The sequence below is a fragment of the Shewanella vesiculosa genome, from assembly GCF_009994065.1.
In the GTDB taxonomy this organism is placed as follows: domain Bacteria; phylum Pseudomonadota; class Gammaproteobacteria; order Enterobacterales; family Shewanellaceae; genus Shewanella; species Shewanella vesiculosa.
Window position 1 is genome coordinate 16,949 of the sequence record NZ_JAACSD010000014.1, and the last position, 16,261, is coordinate 33,209.

Here is a 16,261-nt window from a genome sequence, read left to right on the forward strand (position 1 = left end):
ATATGAAATATAAAAAACTCGCTATAACCATTACCCTACTTGTTGTAGCGGTAGGGTATGGGATATACCGCTATACCGCAGAGCCGACACTTAAGCCGTCTCTGGCGGTTGCTGTAGCGCCGGTTGATCTTGTGTCTGTTCAGTCCAAGGTGCCCTCGATGAAGCCAAAGCAGATAACCGTAGTTGAAAAGCTGCCTCTATCGATCAGCGACAGCTTTCAGCTTATGGCTCAGGCTTATGCTAGTGACCTGACTTTGCCCGCTTATTCGATACCACTGTCAGCTAATGACAGTACCTTGCTTAACCCTAATGCTTATATCCCACAAGCGGTTTTGTTACAAGATGGCGCCAGCGCCAGTATCGTGTTACCACAATACCGCTTTAGTTTTCCAGAACCTGTGGTGGTAAAGCTTGAAGTAAAGGGATTAGCGGTTAATGGTGCAAGTGTATCGTTACGTAGCGAGCTTGCAGGTGGAACAGAGGTATTAGTGGCTAAAACCATGCTAGGGAGTGATGGAGAATGGGCGATAACTCTCGATGCCGAAGAGGATTGGGATGGCCCAATAGAGATCAGTGTAACCTTTAGTGCTAAGGGCAAAAAGCAAACGCTAAAAACCGGTATAGAATATAGTCATCCTACTGCAACCATAACTGGAGTCGGGGATATTCGTGCAGAAGGCAGTGATATGTTGATCCCGGTTAAAGTGGATGTCGAGCTAGCGGGCTATTATCGTTTACGTGCCAATTTATATACAGCAGATAAGCAGCCGATTGCCTTGCTAACTGGCTCAGACAAGCTGACACAAGGCTCAGTGGTGTTGGATCTTAAAGCCTATAAAGAAGTGTTAGCACAATATAAAGGCCCTTATGTTCTAAGCACATTTGTATTGGAGCGTCGTCCAGCTGTGCCCGGTGAATTAACTCAGTACGGCCATAGTGAGGAACCTGCCTATGAGCTAGGTGACTTTGCCGTTGAGTCGTTATCTGATGAGCCATGGCAACCCGATGAGCAAGAAATGCAGCGACTTGAGTTTTTGCAACAAATGGCAGGAGACTAAGGTTTAGCCATTGTTACTTACATTATCTAAAAAACCGCATTAGTAAATAGTGCGTTTTTTTTGTGTATAAATAACGTCAAATTAGCCATGTATGCAGCATGAAATTGTGCAGGTAATCCGATTAGTTTTTTCGTTTTTTAAGCGTTTCAAGGTATTTTTTAATCAGTTCTATACTGAAATTGGCTTCACTGTCTATTCAAGCAATGGCAATGATGAGGTTAAGTGGGTATAAAAAAGCCCAGTCATTATGATAAAGACTGGGCTATTAGTGCAGATAAATTATGCTTTAGTTAACGCGCTTTTCACGTCGCTAGGTTTCATCGGAATTTTACGTAAACGCACACCAACTGCTTGGTAGATTGCATTGGCAATCGCTGGCGCAACAGGAGTTACCGCCGGTTCACCTAATCCAGAGGGTGGCATTTTGCTCGGGATAAACTCGATTTTAACGTCTGGAGTTTGACCTAAACGCAGCGGGGTATAAGTATCGAAGTTTGAGTCTTTATACTGACCATTAAGCAGTTCAGTACCTTCATACAAGGCCATCGATAATCCCCATAATGCCGCACCCTGACACTGCGCTTCAGCACCATTAGGGTCAACAATAATACCAGCATCGATAGCGATATACAGTTTCTGAACATTGACAATACCGTTGCTTTTGTCGACATGAACTTGTACTGCACACGATACCCATGTTGGCATGTCACGCTCTTGGCCAAAGGTTGATGCAATTCCAAGCGCTGTATCTTTGGCTTGTGGAGTACCCCAACCAATCATCTCAGCAGCTTTCTTAAGTACTGCGGCTTGGCGAGCCGCGCCACCTTCAGCAACGGGTGTGCTACCAGCATTTCGGCCTTCGGCAATGAGCATGTCTAGGCGGAACTGCAATGGATCTTTACCCGCGTGATGTGCCGCTTCATCCATAAAGCTTTCAACAGCCCAACCTGTCCAACCTGGTCCAACTGAACGTAACCAACCTGGTCTGAAGGTCGCAATCGCAAGATCATTGGATACCGCACGTACTTTTTGAGCTCCAACAGTGTACCAATGGTCTGCGCCGGCAATCGAGAACGGATCATACGGTTCACCATTGGTGCCTTTAGGCATAAATCCTGGGGCTAATACTTGAGTTGGCCAACCTGCTGTGGCGTGATGTTCCATTGCGGTAACCGCTTTTTTGTCATCAAATGCCATTTTTAGCTGTTGAACTGATGCAGAACGTGCGCTATCAAATAACATGTCTTGTGGACGCATCATCACCATTTTAACCGGTTTACCGCCTAATGCTTTAGAGGTCAATGCCGCTGGAATGGTGTAGTCGCCGTTAAGTCTGCGGCCAAAGCCGCCGCCTAACATGTAGCTACGAATAACAATGTTAGCTTCTTCTTCACCTAATGCTGTTGCTAATACGGGTAGGGTAAGTGATTGCCACTGACAACCTGAATGCACTTCCCATATACCGTCTTGGTTTTTAAATACCAAGGCATTAAGCGGTTCCATTTGCGCATGTAATACCGTACTGGTGATGTATTCTTCTGCAATGGTGCTTTTGGCACTGGCAAATGCTGGCTCAGTGTCAGCATTGCCCGTGTCTAAAATACTGCCTTTGGTTTGATCGCCAAGTAATTTTTGACCATGAGCAATTATGTCTGCTTCAGACACGTTGGCCGTTTTACCCGCATCCCATGTAACCTTTACCAGCTTCGAGGCTTTTTGGGCGGCATTGAAGCTGCTGGCGATAACCATTAACCATCCTGGCACACTGCCACTGGCATCATCTAGTACGATAGTTTGTTGATAGCCCTTTACTGCTTTTGCTGCAGAGTCATCAAACTTAACGACTTTAGAGCCATAACGTGTAGGAGGCAGAATAGGGTTGGCGTACACCATGCCATCAACTTTCGCATCGATACCAAATATGGTTTTACCATTGGTTTTGTTGGCGATATCAAGAGACGTTACCTGTTGACCAACAAGTTTAAGATCGGCATTAGGTTTCAGCGGCAGGGTTTTCAGTTCTTCTTCAGTAAACTGACGTGTTAAGCCCATGGTGACTAATTCACCGTAAGATAGCTCGCCTTTAGTTGAGATAATTTTACCGTTACTGGCTTTACAGTCTTTTGCAGCGATGCCCCATTTTTTAGCCGCAGCTTCAATTAACGCTGTACGACCAGCAGCACCTGCTTGACGGTACACAGGCCAACTTTGCGAAATAGACCAGCTGCCACCCGTAACCATGTAACCCCAGCGTGGATCACTGTCGACATGGATAATTTCAATATCATCCCATGACGCTTCTAGTTCATCAGCAAGAATACGAGCAATAGCAGTACCGACATGTTGGCCCATTTCTGAGCGCATAATGTTGACTTTAATTTTGCCGGCGGTATCGATTGAGTACCATAAAGACGGTTCGTAAATGTCGCCTTCACTTGGTAATACTTTACCGTCAGGGCTAGCCGGATCCATTGCCGCCATTAAATGGCGAGGAAAACCAAAGCTGACACCTACCGCTGTCATGGCAATTAAAAAACCGCGGCGGGTTATCCCAGCCGATCCACGTTTAGGCAGTCTGCTCATCGTTGCTCTCCTTGATTGCGTTTGCTGCTTCATGAATGGCGCTACGAATACGAACGTAGGTCATACAACGACATAAGTTTCCGCCCATCACAGCGTCAATGTCTTTGTCTGAAGGCTCTGGAATGTCTTTTAGTAGTGCTGCAGCTTGCATAATTTGGCCCGACTGGCAGTAACCACACTGTGGTACTTGCAGTTTTTGCCAAGAAATTTGCAATGGATGATCGCCCTTTTCAGAAAGTCCTTCAATCGTGGTGATTTCAGCTCCTTCAACTGACGATATCGGGGTTATACACGAACGTGTAGCTCGGCCGCCAACATGGACTGTACAGGCACCACAGGTACCAATACCACAGCCAAATTTGGTGCCTGTCATATCCAGTTCATCACGAATAACCCACAGTAGAGGAGTATCACTCTCTACGTCGGCAGTCATCGGTTTGCCGTTTAAAATAAATTTTGCCATTGTCACTTCTCCAGTGAATTAGTGCTCAAATCGGGGTTGATTGCGGATCTCGCCCACTTTTTGTTGTAGTTTCGGCCAGGTGTTTTCCCCAGCTGCTTGACGCAAATAGGCTGCTATAGCGGTAATATCATCATCGTTAAGTGCATCGCGGAATCCTGGCATTACAACGCCGCTAATCCCTTGGTCGCTGCGTACGCCATCCAGTATTACGTTAATCAGGTTGCTTGGATCATTAAGATGTGTTGCTGAGCCAATAGTAATCAATGGTCGCCCTTTCACTAATTGGTCGCTGTTGTAGTGGCATGCTTGGCAAGCCGTCGCATATAAACGTGCACCTTGATCAATCCGCTGATCCGGTTGTTGATCTTGTGCCGCTATTGCTGCCTGTAAGGTGCTACTTGAGTCAGGCTCGTCGGTATTATTGGTACCGGCAATCTCAGCAAAGTATCCACTAATGGCTTCTATGTCACTGTCAGGTAGAGCTGACAGACCTTTGTGCATAACCGGCGCCATTGGGCCTGCCGCACTACCATGGTAAGGCGAGTTACCAGTAGTAAGATATTCGTAAAAGTCTTGCGCGCGCCATGGCAGAGGTGAAGTACTCGTTGATGTTAATGATGGTGCTATCCAACCATCAATGGCAGCCCCTTGATACATTTGTGCATATTTTTCGCCGCCCAACGCATTACGTGGTGTATGACATGCACCACAGTGAGCAATACCTTCAGCTAAGTAAGCCCCACGGTTCCATTCTGCAGATTGCTGGCTGTTGATCTCAAAAGGTTGGGTGTCAGCAAACAGCAGTTTCCAACCCGCTTGAAACCAGCGGATGTTGAGTGGAAATGGAATACCGTTGTCTTTTTTGGCTTGGTTAACTGCCGGAACTGACGTCATGATGTACGCGTAAATCGCGTTTATGTCATCGTCGGTCATTTTATTAAAGTGTTCATAAGGGAACGCAGGCAATAAATGATGTCCATCGCGGCTCACACCAGTGCGCATGGCTCGAGCAAAAGCGGCTTGCGACCAGCTACCAATGCCTGTTTCGACATCAGGAGTGATGTTACTTGAATAAATGGTGCCAAAGTCAGTATGCATTTCATAGTTACCAGCATAGGCGGTGCCACCCGGTGGTGTATGACAAGTACTGCAATAGCCTGCTGCGGCTAAGACTTTACCTTGTTCTATAACGTGTGGAGAGTAATCTGTTTGAGTAGGTTCGACGGGATCAATTGCTGGGTGCCAAGCATATATACTGAATATACCTAATCCAACAATAGCTGCGCCACATACGCCGTAAACGATGCGCTTTAGCATATAACATTGCCTTATTTTAAATAAAAAATGATATTAGAGAAGGGAATATCTCATTTAACATTCCCTGTTCGACTTTGTATTATTATTGTGATTGGTCAAATATTAATCCTAAGCAAGGGATAGCCCTTTGTCCAGCATTGATAATGACGGATCTTGTATTGCATTAGAATAAAATAATACAGCACTGTGCTTACAAGTAACATTGAGTACGGTAAAAAAAATATTATAGTTAATTTTATGTTAGTTAACCGTTTTTTAGGTTTACTCTATGTTGCGTTAATCATAGCGTTCTATGACAAATGTGACAGGTACAACAAGATTGATGAGCGAGTGGACGTGCGGTCTTAACCCCCCCCTATTTTCTGACTGACTCCTTTATATATTAAGTGGCCTTCATTTGCCTATGACTGACTTGTTCCATGATTATATAAGGTCGTAACCATGTGATTACCTCTAAGGTGGCTTGTTTCAAGGCGGTAATTCTCTTAGCAACTCTGCCTTTCACCTGGAGATACCATTGTGGCAGTGGTATCGCTAAGTGGATAAAGCGCTTTTAGATTGCCGATCCAGAGTTATTGTTAAGCCTGATTGACATTCTACTTGTAATAACCGAGTACATTTAGGATAATTAATGCAAATCATTATCATTTGCGTTAATCGGCTTGGGATTGTATCAAATGGAACTTGTCAGTGTATCTTCTTTATGGCTTGGTTGTTTGTTTGCCTATTTGGCATCTGACAAACAGCAGCTCATTAGTTTGCCTTTCCCTAAATTATTAGCTTGGAGCTTGTGCTGTTTAGCGGTGTTATTTTCTGTGTGGGGATTTAGTCATACATACAGTGTATTAGTTGCCAGTTTAGTGGTGCTGATTTGCATGATGACCATGTGGATATTGCTGGTGCTGGTGGCCTCGCACTATAAAGGTCGAAGCATCTGGGTCAGTTCGCTAGGCTTTGCATTGTTTGTCAGTATCCTCCTTATTGGGGTTAAATAACCATGTGGCCTAAATCTGTTGCTGCATTTTTATGGGGATTAGTACTGGCCATCAGTTTAATGCTCATCGTCTTTCGGATATTGCCGGCTGCTGTTGATGTAAAACTATTTGTGGGGCTAATGCTGGGTTTTTGTGTGTGGGTTGGGATGATGACATTTTGTTATAGCCGCAATAGTGCAAAGGCGGCCAGTGTCGTATGTGTAAAATGGCTTATGGCCAGTAGCCTTATCAATGCGTTGTTATTTTTTTCTCAAACTTAAGTCATGAATACCTCAATGAAGTCTGATTATCCCGTTAAGCACAAGGTCATTAAAAATCTTATCGAAGCCCATAGCTGGCTTGGACTAATTATTTCACCGTTATTATTTTTGGTTTTTTGGGCTGGAGCCGTAACCTTATTTCACGATGAGATCACTCAATGGGCCGTCACCCCGCATCATCCAATTGATCCTACTCAAGTCGATATTCCTTTAGCAAAACTTGTCGAGCAAAAAAGGGCTGAATACCCAATGGATCAAACTGGCCGTTTTCGGATTAATATGCCGACCCAGCTAGTACCTTATTATATTTTTTACTTTGACAAAGTGAGAGACGATCCACAATCAGCATCTCAGTCAATGGCGATACTGGTTGATCCTAAAAGCGGTGAAACTGTGGCTGATAAGGATGACTTTTATTTATCACAATTTATTTACCGCCTGCATTACAACCTTGATCTGCCTGGCGGCAGTTATTTAATTGGTGTGGTGACGCTGATTTTTCTATTTGCGTTAGTCTCGGGTATTTTTATCCATGCGCGTAAATTACTGAAACATTTCTTTTTGTATCGTGTCGATAAACAACGCCGGGATAAATTACTTGATCTTCATACTGTTGTTGGGGTGATGACACTACCTTTTACTTTGATGTATGCGTTGAGTGGCTTGATCCTTAACTTGGCCATAGTGTTTCAGCTGGCTTTTGTGGTGTTTATTTATCAGGGCGATCGACAAGCTTTGTTTAATGATGCCGGTTTTAACCGTAGCAGCGAACCTCGCAGTGAAATGCCACTGAATATGAGCAATGCGTTTACCTTAATTGAACACACTACACAGCAAGCGAATTTTGAATTACGGAATATTATTTTCCACCATTACGGCGCCGATAATGCTCTGGTACAAGTACGTGGAACCGACACGGTTAATTTTGCCCAACGAGATGAAGTGACCTATCGGGTTCAGGACGGCACTGTGATGGATAAGGTTAATGCCGATAATTACAATGTGTTTCGTCAAGGTAGAGATGTATTAGTGACATTGCATTTTAGTAACTTTGCAGGCTTAGATATCCGTATTTTGTACTTTATTTTGGCGCTAGCTATCAGTGCCATGATTGTGACAGGCAATATGCTATGGATTAATAAACGCAGTGCTCAGCGCCAGTCTTCTGCGCGCAGTATTGCTCTCGTAACTGCCATGACGATTGGCGGCTGTGGTGGCATTATTGTGGCGACAGCAGTTGGTTTTTTGTGTGAACGACTATTACCCACAGCCTTAATAGGGCGAGGAGAATGGCTGGTGGGTTGTTTTGTAACGTCACTGTTGGCCGTCATGTTGTACAGTCTAAAAGTGAGTGATATTAAGCGTCATATCAGTCAGTTGCTGTTACTCACCAGTGGCATATTAGTCATCACTGTTGTGGCAGATTGGTTGTTGTTTTCTGAGCAAATATTAGCATTATGGCAAGGTGGTTATCATGGCGTCATCGGCATCCAAGTCGGCATGATACTGATAACAGTAGTGTGTTTATGGACTGCTAGTCAGTTAAGAGCATCACCTTGTTCGCTGCCAACAATGGCTAAAAATATCACAGCTGCCAATGGATAATGGATTGATATAAATTGATTAAACCTGTGAACAACACTATCACAGGCTTAATCATTAACCAGGCTGATCTAGGGCAAATCAAAAATCAGTGCTGTTGACTGAGTGTCCGCTGGATTAACCAAGGTCACTGTGGTGATGTCGGTGAGTTTAGCACCGTCTCCTGCACTCAGATTTTGCTCATCAATACTTAGCTCTCCAGCCACCTGATGCACGTATACTTTGCGTCCAACAGCGACCTGATAGGTTATTTCAGAGTTAGGCGCCAGAATCAGTTGTGACAATGTCGCATTTTGCTTGATTTGCAAGGTACCTTTATCACCCGTTGGCGTAGCTATCGTCGTTAGTCCTACTGCTTGACCAAAGTTTTTTTGTTGGTATCCAGGCGTGTTACCTAAGGTATTTGGCTGGATCCAAATTTGCAAAAACTTCAGTGATTCAGTTTTTGATGCATTGTATTCACTGTGACTAATACCGCTACCGGCTGACATCAATTGAAATTCCCCAGCGGGCAATACTTCAACATTGCCTTCGCTGTCTTTATGGGCGATAGAGCCTTCAAGTACGTAACTGATAATTTCCATGTCACGGTGGCCATGAGTAGCAAATCCTGCACCTGGAGTGACGCTGTCATCATTGATGACGCGTAGCGCTGAAAAGCCCATGTGCTCTGGATCGTAATAGCTACCAAATGAAAAGCTGTGCTTACTGTCTAACCAGCCAAAATTAGCTTTACCGCGTTCACTTGCAAGTCGTAATGTAATCATAATGTGCTCCTAAAGCGTGATCTAAATACAGAATATAAGCTTGGCTTACTTAGCTAATTTCGCGGCAATGGCGTTATCTATCCCAACTCTGCCTGAACCCGATATTGCCAGTGACACTGTGATAGCCAACAGTGCTAACGCAAATTCATAACCGTTATTTGCCATAAATAAACCGTTACTGATGTGTACGCTAGCAATGGCGATGACCATAGTGAACGCTAACACCACCGCAGCTGGACGAGTCAGTAAGCCTAATAGAATGAACAAGCCACCGAAAAGCTCTGCACTGCCAGCCATAAACGCCATTAATACGCCTGGTTCCATGCCTATCGATGTCATCCATTGTCCTGTGCCTTCTAAACCATAACCGCCAAACCAACCAAACAATTTTTGTGCACCGTGAGCCATAAAAATAATCCCAACTGGTACACGTAATGCCAAGGTACTGAAACCAGCGGTAGAGCGAGTGATATTTTTGATTAGTGCTTTCATGATAGTTATCCTCAATAAATTTAAACATAATATAAATACTGTTGTGAGTAGTTCTCACCGATTGATAATGAGTATATTGAGACTTGATTGAATAAAAAATCGGAATAAACTGAGCTCATAGTTCAAAATAATTGAATATGGAGTTAGCCATGCACCATGCCATTACGATTGATGCATTACGGGCGCTAGATGCCATAGAGCGTAAAGGCAGTTTTGCTGCTGCGGCCGCGTCACTGTATCGGGTTCCGTCAGCATTGACCTATACCATCAAAAAACTTGAAGATGATATGGGCACGGCATTATTTGACCGAACAAAACAAAAAGCCCAGCTGACGCCGGCAGGCAAAATTGTGCTGGAACAAGGACGGCAAATCTTACTCGCCACTAATCGGCTGATTGATTCAGTGCAGCAGTTAGAGTCAGGTTGGGAAACCGAAATTCGGCTGTCGCGCGATACTGTCATTCCTCAAGCGCCACTGTTCCAGTTGATTGAGCAATTTAACCAATTAGATCATTCAGTCGACATTAGTATCGATGTCGAAGCCGTCGGCGGAGGCTGGGATGCATTACACAGTCGCCGTGCCGATATTGTCATTGGTGCATCTGGCGAGTTACCTCGAGGCGTATTTCAAACCCATAAAATCGGTGAAATTGAATTTGTATTTGCAGTAGCACCGCATCATCCATTGGCGTTTGTTGATGGCGTGTTAGAAGCTGACAAGCTCACTGAATACGCTTCAGTGGTGGTTGCTGATACCGCACAAGTTTTGCCGACACGCAGCAGTGGCCTGTTTAAAAGTAAGCAGGTGATTAAAGTGAACACCATGGAAACCAAGATAGCTGCCCAATTGCAAGGGCTCGGGATTGGCTTTTTACCTAAGCATATGGTGCAATGCTACTTTGACAGTGGTGAATTAATTGAAAAAAAATGTTCAATTCCAAGGCCAAATCAGAGTTTGTATCTTGCCTGGCATAAAGATCATCAAGGTCGCGCTTTTGACTGGTTTGTGGAGCATTTACCTAACGCCGACTGGGGTTTGTAGCATCTGATGAGAACACAGTAACGACCAATGCGAGGTCGCAGATACGAGCTCACATTGGCGTTAATCAATCTAATCAGCATAATTGTGATATTGAATATCGACGTTGATGTCGTTGCTAAACAACTCGCTTAACTATTCCTAATTCCTATTCCTTTAACTAGTCGCTTGAACACTCATTTGAACATTCTTGCTAACGTTAGTTTTCTTGTCCAGAAAGCCACTGAAACGTGTTAATCCTAGCGCTATAACCACAATCACAGCACCAACCCAAGGGGTATGCATTAGTCCTGCCTTAGCAACAATTAGCCCACCTCCCCAAGATCCAAGAGCAATTCCGACATTAAAAGCGGCAATATTTAATCCTGAAGCCACATCAACAGCATCGGGGGTGTACTTCTGCGCAAGTGACACCACGTAAACTTGTAGCCCGGGTACATTACCAAATGCAAAAGCGCCCCAGATTAAAATAGTGATCACAGCAGCAATAGGGTTAACCGCAGTAAAGTTAAATACCACTAATATGGTCGCAAGACCGCTGAAAATAATGCTTAACGCTTTAATTGGGCCCATTTTATCGGCCATTTTTCCGCCCCAAATATTACCAATGGCAACCGATATCCCGTATACCAACATGATTAGGCCAATAGATTGAGCTTCAAAACCAGACACTTGCTCTAAAATGGGGGCTAAAAAAGTAAAGGCCGTGAATGTGCCGCCATAACCTAGCGTAGTAATGGCATAGACCAGTAATAACCTTGGTTGAGTCAGTACTTTTAATTGCGATGATAATTTTGCCGCTGGTGGCTGGCTTAAATTACTCGGTACCAGCAAGCTGCTGCCAATCAAGGCCACAAACCCAAGGATTGCGACAGTTAAGAAAGTAGCTTGCCAGCCAAAGGTTTGGCCAATGTAAGTGCCCAAAGGAACTCCTGTCACCAAGGCGACGGTTAATCCGGTAAACATAATGGCAATTGCACTGGCGGCTTTCTCTTTTGGCACTAACCCTGTGGCAATAGTTGAGCCAATAGAGAAAAACACTCCGTGGGCTAGCCCTGTGATAATACGTGCGGCGATTAAGGTTTCGTAACCGGGCGCTTGCCAAGCTAGTAGGTTACCAGCCACAAACAGTACCATTACTGACAGCAATACATGTTTGCGATTCCATTTTCCTGTTAATGCCGTTAGTACCGGTGCACCTATCGCAACACCAAGAGCATATAAGCTAACGAGTAACCCGGCGGAGGGTAAAGACACGTTAAGGTCTTGCGCCATCGTGGGTAGCAATCCCACAATGACAAATTCTGTTGTTCCTATGGCAAAGGCGCTAAGCGTCAGTGCAAGTAAAGCTAACGGCATGGTGTAGTCCTCTTTGAGTCATCAGTTAAATTGCTTGTCTGTTAATAGCGGCTATTATTGATTAGATTTTTGTTGCCAAAAACAGTATTTTTAGCAAATGACTTTTGTAATAAATAACAGTAATTGATACTAATAACCTCCAATCGGGATAACCCTTGAGGTTAATGAATGGGGTAGCCATGTTGACGCGATCTGATGACTTAGATATTTTATTAACTGTGGTCGACAGTGGCGGGTTTTCTGCTGCGGCAGACTCACTCAATATTCAAGTTGCGCGGGTGTCTCGTGCAGTGAGTAAAATTGAGCAACAACTTGGGGTGACCATATTAAATCGCACCACGCGGCGGATTGAATTAACCGATGAAGGGCGGCAATTTGTTGAGTCTGTTCGTTGCGGTTTATTGCAGTTGCAGCAAGCTGAGGATGATTTGGTTCGCCGTGGTGAACTACCGCAAGGGCGTTTGCGCGTCGATGCTGCCAGCCCATTTGTGTTCCATCAGTTAGTGCCGTTAGTACAAAATTTTCGCGCAACCTATCCAGATATCGAACTTGTGCTGACCTCTAATGAAGGTTATGTCGATTTATTAGAAAAACGCACCGATGTGGCAATTCGTATTGGAAAATTAGCAGATTCAAGCTTGTACGCGCGGCCATTAGGTCACAGCGCGTTACATATCGTTGCCTCGGCAGACTATTTAGCACGTCGTGGAGTACCGCAAAAGGTAGCCGATTTAGCCAATCATGATTTGCTTGGTTTTACCGAACCTAAAGTGCTGAATCAATGGCCACTAAAGGGCTGCGATGCGATTACTCCAACGATCAGCACCAGCAATGGCGAAACCCTGCGCCAACTGGTATTAGCGGGTAATGGTATCGCATGTTTATCGGGATTTATGATCAAAAATGACCTCGCCGCAGGGCGATTAGTGCCAATGCTCATGAATGAAAAAATCATCGCAACAGAACGTGAACAAATTAATGCTGTGTATTATAAGTCGTCAATAGTGGCTAGGCGGATCTCGGCATTTATTGAGTTTATTCAGCCAAGGTTAACCTTGTAAATTAACATCCCTTTATACAAGATGCTTAGTTAACTGAGAGGTGATATTGTGGTGTTTGTGAATTTATTTTTATCGTAACCGATGACATCATGATAAAACATTTAATGGACTACCTTCGTTTAGTGCTGTTTGTTTGTGGAGTATTGATTGGCATTCAAGTTCCCGGCTTTGTTGACCAATACGGCCAACGCCTAGAAGCGCATCAGTTAGAGGCAAAGCAGAGTTTGGGTGAGTTTCAGCATGACGCCAACCGTTTTTTTGGTGGTGATATCAATAAACTGATCCGTCATTATCGACAAAATAACGACCCAGTGTTCAGTGCTGGTGGTGAGAGTATTGAGTCTATCTACCAGCGTTATGTACTACTAACTGATGCATTAACTCGTTTTCGTCAACATAGTTATAGTCCTTACCAGCAAGTGTTTCTCGCACCACAAACAGACATTCAGGCTGAAGTATGGCAAAACTATTCGCATGTTATTTTGTTAAAACCAGAAGCCATTGCGGTAGGTATGTTGTTAGGACTATTGATCTCGATTCTATGTGAATCAGTATTATCTATTCTATATTTGGGCTGCCGTAAAGTATTGGCGCCAAGATAACCCTTCTTATTTAACTGTTAAGGAAATATTATGATCGCGAAAGGACAATCTCTACCAAAAGCTACCCTAAGCCAACTGACTAAAGACGGTATGGTTAACCATGATGTAACTGAATTATTTGCCGGTAAAAAAGTGGTCTTATTTGCCGTGCCGGGTGCATTTACCCCAACGTGTTCAGAAGCGCATTTGCCTGGTTTTGTTGTATTAGCTGACGAGTTCAAAGCTAAAGGTGTTGATCTTATTGCTTGTGTTGCTGTAAATGATGCATTCGTTATGAAAGCGTGGGGCGAAGCGCAAAATGCATCTGAATTGATGATGCTTGCAGATGGTGATGCCAGCTTTACTAAAGCATTAGGCTTAGAAATGGATACCGCAGGTTTTGGTGGCATTCGTTCACAACGTTATGCAATGGTCATTGACAATGGCGTGGTGACTTTACTGAACGTTGAAGAAGGTAAGTCATTTGAAGTCAGCACTGCAGAAGCGGTAATGGCTGCACTATAATCTGTTCATAACAGCTTGATGATATGACAAAAGGGTGCCGAATGTGGCACCCTTTTTACATTTGAAAAGCCTGTTAGAGATTTAAACCTTACTCGCACCAATCCCCAAGTTTTGTTCGATATTATCGACACTGTTGCTCACTTCTAATGCAATGGTCTCACTTTGTTCAAAGGCATGCTTTGCCCGCTGGAGTAAATTGTCCATGGCTGCTACAAACTCATCAAGATGATGCACTTGTTGGTTAGCGTGTTCACTGCCTTGGCTGGCACTCTTTGCCATAGTACTGGCTTGTTGCTGTACTTGCTTAGCCACTGTTAACAAGCTTTGCGCGCGTATTTTTTGTTGTTCAGATGCTTGGCTAATGTCATTAACGCTGCTACTGAGCGCAGCATTAGAGGCCGTTAATTGGGTCAATATCGCCATAATATCTTTAAGCGATAACTGGGTTCGATGAGATAAGTTACGCACCTCATCGGCTACGACCGCAAATCCACGGCCTTGTTCGCCTGCTCTTGCGGCTTCAATAGCAGCATTGAGTGCTAACAAGTTAGTTTGATCGGCAATATTACCAATCACATCAACAATTTTAGCGGCATCAGTGACAGAGGTACTTAGCTGGGTTAGTGAACGGTTACATTGGTTGACTGTCGTCAGAGTATTTTCGGTTGCCGTCAACACACCTTGCGCCTCTTGCTGGCTGGCTAGCATGTCATTCATGGTCTGTTGGGCGCTGTCCGTTAACTCGCTAGACGACCGGTTTACTAATTCTGCTAGCGCAATTAAATCAGCGGTTTGCCCTTGTGCTTGCTGCACCACGGTTTGCGTTTGCTGGGTGCTATTTGATAATGAGCCTATTCTGGCAACTAATTCGCTTAATGAGTGCGACACTTGAGTCATATTGTGTTTTTGCTGCTCATCCTCTTGCTCAAATCGTTGCAGTAGTCGATTAAAATGCGCCGCAATTTGGCCTGTCTCACATTGGCTTGTTACGGGGAGCGGTTCACGTTGGTTAGACTCACTTAACATAGAAAAAGCACGATTTAAGCGTTTTAACGGCGCCACAACTCTGCGCTGTTGTAAGATTAAATAAATCACCGAAAACAGTGCCAGCAAGGTCACCATGCCATACAGCAACCATTGTAAGTTGCGCTTTAATTGTTGGTCAGTTGCTGTCTGTATATCGGCCAGAGACACTAATTGCTGCTCGACTTGGCTAGTCGCATTCATTAGCGCCTTTTGTACCGCTTGAATATCGGTTTGCATTTGCTTGGTATTGGCAACCTCTTTACTGTAGCGCTGGGTTAAGCTGAGTAATTCTGAGCGAGGCGTTTCGCCAATTTCAACTCGCTTGGGCTCATCATCACCTAAGGCAAACTCATCGACTTCCTCAGTGCGGTAAATGCCTAATAATGGCAGTTTTTGCAAATCATCATGCCAAGTATTAAGCGCACTTATAGAGAAGTTAACACTGTTGATTACGCCCGTATCTTGGTCTATTAGTAAGGTTTGGGTTAGCTGTGATAATTGATAAACCAAGCTGGGTAATTCCAGCGTAAGCGCTAAATATTGCTGAGCATCGCTGTTGTCTTGTGGGGCCGATTGAGCATAGCGGGTTAGGCTGCGAGCGTAGTTGAGCATTTCTGATTCAGCAAATGCTAACAATTGACGTGGATTACCTGCTAGTTTGCCGGCAGCACGATATTTAGTGTCTAAGTCGCTGATCAGCTGGGTCATTAACTCAGTTAACGAGGTGCTATCTAGCTGCGGATGTGCCTGATGTAATTGGTTAATGCTGTTGGTGATACCTATAATATCGGTACGCGCTTGTTCGAGGTAGTTGCTTTGCCCAGTTTGCAGGTAGTTACTTATATTATTGCGTACATCGAACTGAAAGGTGTGTTGGATTTGCTGTAAATTTTGATTGAGCTGTTCGCTCACTTGTCGTTGCTGGTTACTCCATAGCACTGTTGCCGCTAATAAGGCTGCAAGTATTAGTAATAATGCCGATGCACCGAGGGATAAAGTTGATATTTTCATGCTATCCAAACTTAACAGAAAGACCATTATGTGTATTTTATGGCGCTAATGTTACAGTTTGTGTTGCGCAGTGAAGGTTGTTTAAGATAGGCCGAAAATAGGTCATAACATCAGTTTAGTG

The 16,261-nt window shown here is 44.2% G+C and carries 15 protein-coding genes; 8 read left to right on the top strand and 7 right to left on the bottom strand.

The features are described 5' to 3' along the window. Positions 1 to 2 precede the first annotated feature (2 nt). Positions 3 to 1,058, top strand: coding sequence for a hypothetical protein (locus GW828_RS15120; RefSeq protein WP_273058625.1), 1,056 nt, complete (start codon positions 3 to 5; stop codon positions 1,056 to 1,058). Between the two features lie 279 nt (positions 1,059 to 1,337). Here GW828_RS15120 and GW828_RS15125 read toward each other — a convergent pair whose 3' ends face one another. From GW828_RS15125 to GW828_RS15135, 3 genes are read right to left on the bottom strand one after another with little or no spacing between them, the layout of a single operon-like run. After that, positions 1,338 to 3,641 (bottom strand): xanthine dehydrogenase family protein molybdopterin-binding subunit, encoded by a 2,304-nt coding sequence (locus GW828_RS15125; protein ID WP_182697648.1) that lies wholly within the window; start codon positions 3,639 to 3,641, stop codon positions 1,338 to 1,340. Beyond that, on the bottom strand, positions 3,625 to 4,104 hold the full coding sequence (locus GW828_RS15130) for a (2Fe-2S)-binding protein (RefSeq protein ID WP_101084828.1): 480 nt from the start codon (positions 4,102 to 4,104) through the stop codon (positions 3,625 to 3,627). The genes GW828_RS15125 and GW828_RS15130 overlap by 17 nt, the downstream gene beginning before the upstream one ends. Positions 4,105 to 4,122: 18 nt before the next feature. Further along, positions 4,123 to 5,421: a cytochrome c gene (locus GW828_RS15135; protein WP_124018212.1), complete on the bottom strand. Its 1,299-nt coding sequence runs from the start codon at positions 5,419 to 5,421 to the stop codon at positions 4,123 to 4,125. A gap of 677 nt (positions 5,422 to 6,098) precedes the next feature. Between GW828_RS15135 and GW828_RS15140 the strand changes: the two genes are divergently transcribed. From GW828_RS15140 to GW828_RS15150, 3 genes are read left to right on the top strand one after another with little or no spacing between them, the layout of a single operon-like run. Next, on the top strand, positions 6,099 to 6,416 hold the full coding sequence (locus tag GW828_RS15140) for a hypothetical protein (protein WP_124018213.1): 318 nt from the start codon (positions 6,099 to 6,101) through the stop codon (positions 6,414 to 6,416). A gap of 2 nt (positions 6,417 to 6,418) precedes the next feature. Beyond that, positions 6,419 to 6,676, top strand: coding sequence for a hypothetical protein (locus GW828_RS15145; protein WP_273058630.1), 258 nt, complete (start codon positions 6,419 to 6,421; stop codon positions 6,674 to 6,676). A gap of 15 nt (positions 6,677 to 6,691) precedes the next feature. Next, a complete protein-coding gene (locus tag GW828_RS15150; RefSeq protein WP_273058632.1) occupies positions 6,692 to 8,281 on the top strand; it encodes a PepSY-associated TM helix domain-containing protein in 1,590 nt (529 codons plus the stop codon). A 68-nt stretch (positions 8,282 to 8,349) separates the two neighbouring features. Here GW828_RS15150 and GW828_RS15155 read toward each other — a convergent pair whose 3' ends face one another. Then, on the bottom strand, positions 8,350 to 9,045 hold the full coding sequence (locus GW828_RS15155; protein WP_273058634.1) for a pirin family protein: 696 nt from the start codon (positions 9,043 to 9,045) through the stop codon (positions 8,350 to 8,352). Positions 9,046 to 9,090: 45 nt separating this feature from the next. Beyond that, positions 9,091 to 9,537 (bottom strand): DoxX family protein, encoded by a 447-nt coding sequence (locus tag GW828_RS15160; RefSeq protein WP_273058636.1) that lies wholly within the window; start codon positions 9,535 to 9,537, stop codon positions 9,091 to 9,093. A 149-nt stretch (positions 9,538 to 9,686) separates the two neighbouring features. On the opposite strand from GW828_RS15160, the gene GW828_RS15165 reads away from it, so the two are divergent. Next, a complete protein-coding gene (locus GW828_RS15165; RefSeq protein ID WP_273058638.1) occupies positions 9,687 to 10,580 on the top strand; it encodes a LysR family transcriptional regulator in 894 nt (297 codons plus the stop codon). 153 nt (positions 10,581 to 10,733) lie between these two features. Here GW828_RS15165 and GW828_RS15170 read toward each other — a convergent pair whose 3' ends face one another. Beyond that, positions 10,734 to 11,936 carry an MFS transporter gene (locus GW828_RS15170; protein WP_273058640.1) on the bottom strand — a complete coding sequence of 401 codons (1,203 nt, stop codon included), beginning with the start codon at positions 11,934 to 11,936 and terminating at the stop codon, positions 10,734 to 10,736. Between the two features lie 179 nt (positions 11,937 to 12,115). Here GW828_RS15170 and GW828_RS15175 point away from each other — a divergent pair, with 179 nt between their 5' ends. The 3 genes from GW828_RS15175 to GW828_RS15185 all read left to right on the top strand — a co-directional run bounded on the left by GW828_RS15175 (position 12,116) and on the right by GW828_RS15185 (position 14,103). After that, positions 12,116 to 12,997, top strand: coding sequence for a LysR family transcriptional regulator (locus GW828_RS15175; RefSeq protein ID WP_273058642.1), 882 nt, complete (start codon positions 12,116 to 12,118; stop codon positions 12,995 to 12,997). Positions 12,998 to 13,086: 89 nt separating this feature from the next. Beyond that, the gene (locus GW828_RS15180; protein WP_182741576.1) at positions 13,087 to 13,599 is read left to right on the top strand and encodes a DUF2937 family protein; all 513 of its coding nucleotides are present in this window, start codon (positions 13,087 to 13,089) and stop codon (positions 13,597 to 13,599) included. Between the two features lie 30 nt (positions 13,600 to 13,629). Further along, entirely contained in the window at positions 13,630 to 14,103 is a 474-nt protein-coding gene (locus GW828_RS15185) for a peroxiredoxin (protein WP_124018220.1), read from the top strand. A gap of 81 nt (positions 14,104 to 14,184) precedes the next feature. Here the strand turns inward: GW828_RS15185 and GW828_RS15190 are convergent, their stop codons facing one another. Beyond that, positions 14,185 to 16,140 carry a methyl-accepting chemotaxis protein gene (locus GW828_RS15190; RefSeq protein ID WP_273058645.1) on the bottom strand — a complete coding sequence of 652 codons (1,956 nt, stop codon included), beginning with the start codon at positions 16,138 to 16,140 and terminating at the stop codon, positions 14,185 to 14,187. Positions 16,141 to 16,261: the final 121 nt, after the last annotated feature.

Coding starts and splice junctions, on each gene's coding strand:
- GW828_RS15150 (WP_273058632.1), top strand. CDS start 6,692: ATGAAGTCTGATTATCCCGTTAAGCACAAGGTCATTAAAAATCTTATC.
- GW828_RS15155 (WP_273058634.1), bottom strand. CDS start 9,045: ATGATTACATTACGACTTGCAAGTGAACGCGGTAAAGCTAATTTTGGC.
- GW828_RS15145 (WP_273058630.1), top strand. CDS start 6,419: ATGTGGCCTAAATCTGTTGCTGCATTTTTATGGGGATTAGTACTGGCC.
- GW828_RS15135 (WP_124018212.1), bottom strand. CDS start 5,421: ATGCTAAAGCGCATCGTTTACGGCGTATGTGGCGCAGCTATTGTTGGA.
- GW828_RS15165 (WP_273058638.1), top strand. CDS start 9,687: ATGCACCATGCCATTACGATTGATGCATTACGGGCGCTAGATGCCATA.
- GW828_RS15175 (WP_273058642.1), top strand. CDS start 12,116: ATGTTGACGCGATCTGATGACTTAGATATTTTATTAACTGTGGTCGAC.
- GW828_RS15120 (WP_273058625.1), top strand. CDS start 3: ATGAAATATAAAAAACTCGCTATAACCATTACCCTACTTGTTGTAGCG.
- GW828_RS15140 (WP_124018213.1), top strand. CDS start 6,099: ATGGAACTTGTCAGTGTATCTTCTTTATGGCTTGGTTGTTTGTTTGCC.
- GW828_RS15190 (WP_273058645.1), bottom strand. CDS start 16,140: ATGAAAATATCAACTTTATCCCTCGGTGCATCGGCATTATTACTAATA.
- GW828_RS15180 (WP_182741576.1), top strand. CDS start 13,087: ATGATAAAACATTTAATGGACTACCTTCGTTTAGTGCTGTTTGTTTGT.
- GW828_RS15170 (WP_273058640.1), bottom strand. CDS start 11,936: ATGCCGTTAGCTTTACTTGCACTGACGCTTAGCGCCTTTGCCATAGGA.
- GW828_RS15125 (WP_182697648.1), bottom strand. CDS start 3,641: ATGAGCAGACTGCCTAAACGTGGATCGGCTGGGATAACCCGCCGCGGT.
- GW828_RS15130 (WP_101084828.1), bottom strand. CDS start 4,104: ATGGCAAAATTTATTTTAAACGGCAAACCGATGACTGCCGACGTAGAG.
- GW828_RS15160 (WP_273058636.1), bottom strand. CDS start 9,537: ATGAAAGCACTAATCAAAAATATCACTCGCTCTACCGCTGGTTTCAGT.
- GW828_RS15185 (WP_124018220.1), top strand. CDS start 13,630: ATGATCGCGAAAGGACAATCTCTACCAAAAGCTACCCTAAGCCAACTG.